The organism is Thermodesulfobacteriota bacterium (genome assembly GCA_036482575.1).
Classification (GTDB): Bacteria; Desulfobacterota; GWC2-55-46; order GWC2-55-46; family JAUVFY01; genus JAZGJJ01.
In genome coordinates, this window is record JAZGJJ010000175.1 from 1 (window position 1) to 6,681 (window position 6,681).

General features: G+C 59.8%; 8 protein-coding genes. 1 reads left to right on the forward strand and 7 read right to left on the reverse strand.

Annotated features, from left to right (window positions below; genetic code table 11):
* The 7 genes from mutL to V3W31_07695 form a co-directional block, all read right to left on the reverse strand.
* The coding region (mutL, locus tag V3W31_07665; GenBank protein ID MEE9614811.1) for a DNA mismatch repair endonuclease MutL at nt 1-1,206 on the reverse strand (1,206 nt) is incomplete at its 3' end.
* On the reverse strand, nt 1,206-1,862 hold the full coding sequence (locus V3W31_07670; protein ID MEE9614812.1) for an endonuclease III domain-containing protein: 657 nt from the start codon (nt 1,860-1,862) through the stop codon (nt 1,206-1,208). The genes mutL and V3W31_07670, both read right to left, overlap by 1 nt.
* Before the next feature lie 59 nt (nt 1,863-1,921).
* On the reverse strand, nt 1,922-2,641 hold the full coding sequence (locus tag V3W31_07675; GenBank protein MEE9614813.1) for a pseudouridine synthase: 720 nt from the start codon (nt 2,639-2,641) through the stop codon (nt 1,922-1,924).
* Nucleotides 2,532-3,449 carry an SMC-Scp complex subunit ScpB gene (gene scpB / locus V3W31_07680; GenBank protein MEE9614814.1) on the reverse strand — a complete coding sequence of 306 codons (918 nt, stop codon included), beginning with the start codon at nt 3,447-3,449 and terminating at the stop codon, nt 2,532-2,534. The genes V3W31_07675 and scpB overlap by 110 nt, the downstream gene beginning before the upstream one ends.
* Entirely contained in the window at nt 3,446-4,189 is a 744-nt protein-coding gene (locus V3W31_07685) for a segregation/condensation protein A (protein ID MEE9614815.1), read from the reverse strand. The genes scpB and V3W31_07685 overlap by 4 nt, the downstream gene beginning before the upstream one ends.
* 6 nt (nt 4,190-4,195) lie before the next feature.
* Nucleotides 4,196-5,200 (reverse strand): tryptophan--tRNA ligase, encoded by a 1,005-nt coding sequence (gene trpS, locus V3W31_07690; protein ID MEE9614816.1) that lies wholly within the window; start codon nt 5,198-5,200, stop codon nt 4,196-4,198.
* Entirely contained in the window at nt 5,200-5,838 is a 639-nt protein-coding gene (locus V3W31_07695) for a site-2 protease family protein (GenBank protein ID MEE9614817.1), read from the reverse strand. Before V3W31_07695 ends, trpS begins: the two co-directional genes overlap by 1 nt.
* Nucleotides 5,839-6,167: 329 nt before the next feature.
* Here V3W31_07695 and V3W31_07700 point away from each other — a divergent pair.
* On the forward strand, nt 6,168-6,681 hold a 514-nt coding region (locus tag V3W31_07700), incomplete at its 3' end, for a response regulator (protein MEE9614818.1).

Below are 6,681 nucleotides of genomic sequence, written 5' to 3' on the forward strand. Positions count from 1 at the left end.
CTCCATTGCGAGAAACTCGGGGTTTACAGTATCCCCGGACGGTTTTTGGAACTCAAAAGCAGGGTTAGCAGTCCCGGACGGGCCTTTAAGGCCGGGCATGGACCACCCGCCAGGCGGCCTCAGCTCCCTTGCCGACCTTGAATCATAGCCCGTACGCGGACGCGCGTACGGGGGGGCGGGGGGGGCGGGAGCACCCGCAGCCACCGACCCGGCGCTGAAAGAGCCCCTTACCGCGGCCCTTACTATATCGTATATGAAGGAAGGTTTTCTGAACCTCACCTCACTCTTGGCCGGATGGACGTTTACGTCCACCTCGGCGGGGGGAAGGGTAAGCTTTATGACCGCGAAGGGATACCTACCTCTCTCTATCATACCTTCATAGCCGTCGATTACCGCGCGCGTCACCCCCCTGTCGCGCACCCACCGGCCGTTTATATAGGTAAAGAGCTTCTTTGCCGTGGGGCCGGAGAACTCGGGCCTTCCCACGAGCCCCTCCACCGAGACCCCCTCCGCGCTTACGGCCTTTAGCGGGACGAGCTCCTTCATGATGTCCCTCCCGAATATATCCGAGATTTTTTCCGCCAGGCTCCGCCCCCCGGCCTCTATGGGCTTTGAAGACCCGTGCGTGAGCTTCATCCTTATCTCAGGGCGGGCGAAGACGAGCTTGCGGAAGGTATCTGCTATATGGCCGTACTCGGTCGTGGCGGTCCTCATGAACTTGCTCCTCGCCGGCGTATTGTAGAAGATGTCTCTTACCTCGACGGTAGTCCCCTCGGGCATTCCCTCGGCCCCGACCTCGGGCTCGGAGCCCCCCTCGACCGTGACGCGCGTGCCCTCGACCTCGCCCCTGAGCCGTGTCTTTATGACGACCCTTGCCACCGAGGCTATGCTCGATATGGCCTCGCCGCGAAAGCCCATCGTGTGTATGTCGAAGAGGTCGCTCTCGTCGGTTATCTTGCTCGTCGCGTGCCGCTCGAAGGCGAGCGCGGCGTCCTCCCTCGACAGCCCCGAGCCGTTGTCCGCCACGCGTATAAGGCGCTTCCCTCCCTCGGCCACCTGTACGGTCACCTCCGTGGCGCCGGCGTCTATCGCGTTCTCGACCAGTTCCTTCACCACGGAGGCGGGCCTCTCCACCACCTCTCCGGCGGCTATCTTGGAGGCAAGGACCGGGTCCATGACCCTTATGGTATTCTTCACCGCTCCCATTATAGAAACCCCCCGAGCGGACAGTCGGTACAGAGCGGCTCTCTCGGCCTGCAGAACTCCTTACCGACCCTTACGATAAGCGCGTGGTATTCGTTGAAGGTCCCGGCCTCGTGCGGGAGGTTATCCATAAAGAGTTTTTGCATCTCGTCGTAAGCGGCGTCCTCTCCTATAAGGCCGTGACGGGTAAGTACCCGTTTGGTGTAGGCGTCCACGACGAAGACCGGCTTCCCGGCGGCGTAGAGCACGATGGAGTCGGCGGTCTCCGGCCCGATGCCGTTTACCGTTAAAAGCTCGCGCCTCAAGACGCCGGTCTCTTTCTTAAGGAACGCGTCGATGCCGCCGCCGTAGTTGTCGAAGAGGTGGCTTAAAAAGGCCTTCAACCTTTTCGCCTTTACGTTGAAGTAGCCGGCGGGACGGATACGTTCGGCGAGGGCCTTTACGCCGAGAGCGTGCATAGCTCCCGGCTTAAGGAGCTTCTCTCTCCTTAGATTCCTTATGGCCTTTTCTACGTTGGTCCAGTTGGTGTTCTGTGTCAGGATGGCGCCGACCACGACCTCGAACCTCGTCCTCGCCGGCCACCAGAGCTGGGGGCCGAAGGAGCGGAAGAGGGCCTCGTAGAAACCCCCGAGCGTGCGGGACAGATCTTTATTCTTCACCCTTTAAGCCCCGGGGAAGCGGGCGAGCGGCTTAAGGCGGACGGGTCAGCTCTCCGCCCCTAATATCCCCTCAACCTCTCCACCTCTTTTTTGGTAAGGTGCCTGAACTCTCCGGGCTTGAGCCCGCCGGGCCTGAGCCCCGCGAACTCGACCCTCTTTAACTTTGTCACCGGATGGCCCACCCTCTGGCACATCCTCTTAACGAGCCTCGTCCTCCCCTCGGTGACGGTGAGCTCTATCCAGGAGTTCTCGCGGGTCGTTCGTAAAAGCCTGGCCCTCGCCGGGTGGGTCTTGCCGTCCTCGAGGGAGACGCCCCGCTCGAGCCTGGCCAGGGTCTTCTCGTCCGGCACGTTCCTTACCTTTACGTGGTACTTCTTGGGGATCTTGTACCGGGGGTGTATAAGCCGTTCCATGAGCTCGCCGTCGTCGGTCAAGAGCAGCACCCCTTCGGCGTCGTAGTCGAGCCTGCCCACGGGAAAGACCCGGGCCTTGACCTTCTTGACCAGGTCGGTGACGACGGGCCTTCCCTCCGGGTCAGAAAGAGCGCTTATGCAGCCCTTGGGCTTATTCAGCAGCAGATATGTCCTCGGCCCTTCGACGCGGCGAGGGGAGATGGGCTTGCCGTCCACCTCGATAATGTCCCGGGCCGGATCGACCCTGGTACCGAGTTCAACTATTACGCTCTTGTTTACCCGGACCCTGGCCTGAAGGATGAGTTCCTCGGCCTTCCTCCTCGACGTTATCCCCGCCCTGGCTATCACCTTCTGGAGCCTTTCCATTGAATCTTTCTTCGGAGGACTTTTCTTCGGCGCATTTTTCTTCAGGGGGCTTTTCGTCGGGGGACTCTTCTTCGGAGGACTCTTCCTTGGAGGGCTCTTCCTCGTCGTCGTCTTCTTCGAACTCGTCCTCTTCTTCGTCGTCGTCGTTGTCTTCCGCGTCGAGACCTTCTTCGACGCGCTCTTCCTCCGCGTCGCCTTCGGCGCCGAGGCTTTTTTCGACACTCTCTTCCCCTGCATCGCTTTCCGTGACGAGCTCTTCTTCCGTTGCGGCATCTTCACTATCCTCCAGAGATTCGATATCTCTAAGTGCGGGAAGGTGCGAGAGGTCCTTCAGGTCGAAGGTCTCGAGGAACTCCTTGGTCGTGCCGTATACGACCGGCCTTCCGGGGGTATCCTTCCTGCCCACCATCTTTATGAGCCTCCTGTCAAGGAGGGTCCTCAGCACCCCTCCCGAGTCGACTCCCCTTATCTCTTCGAGTTCCCCCTTTGTTATCGGCTGCTTGTAGGCCACTATGGCGAGCGTCTCCATGGCGGCCTTGCTGACCCTCTGCATGCCTATCTTGAAGAGCCTCCTCATCCAGGGGGCGTACTCGGCGCGGGTCCTCATCTGGTAGCCGCCGGCCACCTCCTCGATATAGAGCCCCCCGTCGCCGGACGAGTAGCGCTCCATGAGCTCGCCGAGCGCGGCCTTTATATCCTCCTTCTTCTCGCCTTCGAGTACTCCGGCGAGCCTGTCGATCGTTACCGGATGGTCGGCCGCGAAGATAAGGGCCTCCACAAGCGGTATCAAACTCTCCCTATCGGTCATATGATCTCCCCCGGACGGACCTCGCCCGACGTCTGGTATATTCTTATTTCCCCCTCGCCGCTCTGGTGAATACGAATAAGAAGCATCCTCGCCAACTCCAGGGTGGCAAGGAAGGTCGCGATTATTTCCCCCCTGGTGGAGTTGGGGTTGAAGAGGTCGGTGAATATAACGCTCTTCTCCCTGCCCAGCACCTCCATTATATGGTTCACCTTGTCGGTGACCCTGAACCTGTCGGCGGTAAAGTCTATCTCGTGCGCTTTGGGCGCCCTCTTGAGCATATCCCTGAGCGCCCCCACCAGGTCGAAGAGTGTGGCGTCCATAAGGACCTCGTCTTCCGGGCTCTCCATCTCGCCCGGCGGGAAGGGCATCCCCCTGGTAAATACGTCCCTGCCGAGGACGAGCCTCTGGCTGATATCCAGCGCCGCCTCCTTAAAGCTCCGGTAGATGAGGAGCTTCTTTATAAGGTCCTCCCTCGGGTCGTGTCCTTCCTCTTCCTCCTCCCCCTCCTCCGGAAGCGGCAGGAGCATCTTGCTCTTTATGTGGACGAGCGTAGCCGCCATAACGAGGAACTCTCCGGCGAGGTCGAGGTCCATGCCCTTTATCATCTCCACGTACTCGAGGTACTGCTCGGTTATGTTGGAGACGGATATGTCGTAGATGTCGACCTCCTGCTTCTTTATGAGGTGCAGGAGGAGGTCGAGCGGACCTTCGAATATTTCGAGCTTTACGTTATAGGACATAAGCGGTCAGGCGAGCCCCATGGCGGCCCTTACGGCCGTCATGGTCTTCTGTGCCACCTCCCTCGCCCTCGCCTCGCCTTCCCTGAGAATCGACCACACCCGCTCCGGGTCTTTCGAGAGCTCGGCCCTCTTTTCCCGTACGGGCTCAAGCCTCTCGAGGACCTTCGGTATGACGGCCTTCTTGCACTCTATGCAGCCGATGGATGCGCCGGTGCAGCCCTCGCGCACCCAGGCAGAGGTCTCCTCGTCCGAGTATAGCTTGTGGAACGAGAGGAAGACCGGGCAGACGTCCGGGTTGCCGGGGTCCGTCTTCCTCTTCCTCGCCGTATCGGTCACCATGGTGAGCATCTTCTTCTCTATAACCTCGGGCGAGTCCGAGAGGTAGATGGCGTTCCCGTATGCCTTGCTCATCTTCCTGCCGTCGGTGCCGAGCACCTTGTGCGCTTCGGTCAGGAGTGTCTCTGGCTCGGGGAAGGTATCTCCGTAGAGGTGGTTGAAGCGGCGCGTTATCTCCCTTGCGAGCTCTATATGGGGGGCCTGGTCCACGCCGACCGGTACCATCTCGGCCTTGTAGACTATGATGTCCGCGGTCTGAAGGACCGGGTAGCCGAGAAAGCCGTGCGTGTGGATATCCTTATCCTTAAGCTCGGTCAACTGCTCCTTGTAGGTCGGGTTCCGCTCGAGCCACGAGAGCGGGGTTATCATCGAAAGGAGGACGAAGAGCTCGGCGTGCTCCTTGATGGCGGACTGGCCGAATATGGTCGAGACCTCAGGGTCTATGCCGACCGAGAGCCAGTCCAGCACCATCTCGCGGCTGTTCTCCCTTATACCTTTAGGGTCCGCGTACTCGGTGGTGAGCGCGTGCCAGTCCGCGACGAAGAAAAAACAATGGTGCTCGCCCTGGAGCCGGAGCCAGTTCTCTAGCACGCCGTGGTAGTGCCCGAGGTGGAGCCTCCCCGAGGGCCTCATCCCGCTCAAGACCTTTTTTCCCTTTGCCTTCGCCTGCACCATCAGATGACGCCCCCGGTAAGAAAATTAAAGGCAACCATGACAATGGGGTAAAACACGGCATGGATCACACCGGTAAAGATAAGGGTCAGGAGTATCAGGAAGCCGTACGGCTCGATCCTCGAAAACGCAAGGGCCTTGTCCGGGGGCAGGAAACTTGCGAGCACCTTGCTCCCGTCAAGCGGCGGCACGGGGATCATATTGAAGACGGCGAGCGCGACGTTCATGTATATGCCTATCACTACCATCCGGAAGAGCGGGTCGTACAGGCCGGAGACCTCCACCCCCGCCGGCGGCGCCAGGGCGATTAAGAGCTTATAGACGAGCGTAAAGACGGCAGCGAGGAAGAGGTTCGTCGCCGGCCCGGCCAGAGAGACGTACATCATGCCCTTAGCCGGGTCCTTGAAGTGACGCGGGTTTACCGGCACGGGCTTTGCCCATCCGAACATCCCGGAGAGGAAAAGGGCCAGCGTCCCGAGCGGGTCCAGGTGCTTTATTGGATTAAGCGTAATCCGGCCCATCATCTTCGCCGTGGGGTCGCCGAGCCTTGATGCCACCCAGGCGTGGGCGCACTCGTGGGCGGTCAGCGCCAGGAGAAGAGGCGGGGCCATAAGAAGGATTTTTTGCAAGAATTCCAGCATCTCAACAAAAAATTCTATCAGATATGCTTCAGCACAGTCAACGCAAATCTTATTATAAGGGCTGCGGGCGGCCATAAGGCGGGCAGTGGCCCAAACGGGCGGCCCGAATTCGAAACACCCCCTCGACATACTCAGGACAGTCCTCATGGTGCTGCCGCACGATTAACGCCATACGCGGCCCAACACATCATTGGTACCTCGTACCAATAGCGGTTGTCCGGAAGTTGAGACACCGTCACGGTGCTAAAAAACCCTTGACTACCCCGACTATTAAGTGGTAATTTTATATAGTTTTCCCGAATAAATATGGAAAAAAAGGTATTTCAGGCATGCCCAAGAAAATACTCCTTGCGGACGATAGCATAACCATACAGAAGGTCATCTCGCTTACGTTTGCGGCCGAGGACTACGAACTCATAATAGTGGGCGACGGGGACTCGGCCATAGCGAAGGCAAAGGAGACCAGGCCCGACCTGGTGATGGCGGACGTGGCCATGCCGGGCAAGAACGGCTACGAGGTGTGCGAAGCCGTAAAGGGAGACCCTGAGATCGCCTCCACGCCGGTGCTGCTCCTCTCCGGCACGTTCGAGCCGTTAAACGAAGTGGATGCGGCGCGTGTGGGCGCTGACGGCCACATCGTAAAGCCCTTTGAGTCGGAAGAGCTCCTCGGCAGGGTCAGAGATATTCTTGCAAAGCCCGCAGCACCGGCGGCGGCACCACCGCCTCCTCCGGTCGAAGCAGCACCTCCGCCTCCTCCGGTCGAAGCGGCACCACCGCCTCCTCCGGTCGAAGCGGCACCTCCGCCTCCTCCGGCCGAAGCGGCACCACCGCCTCCTCCGGTCG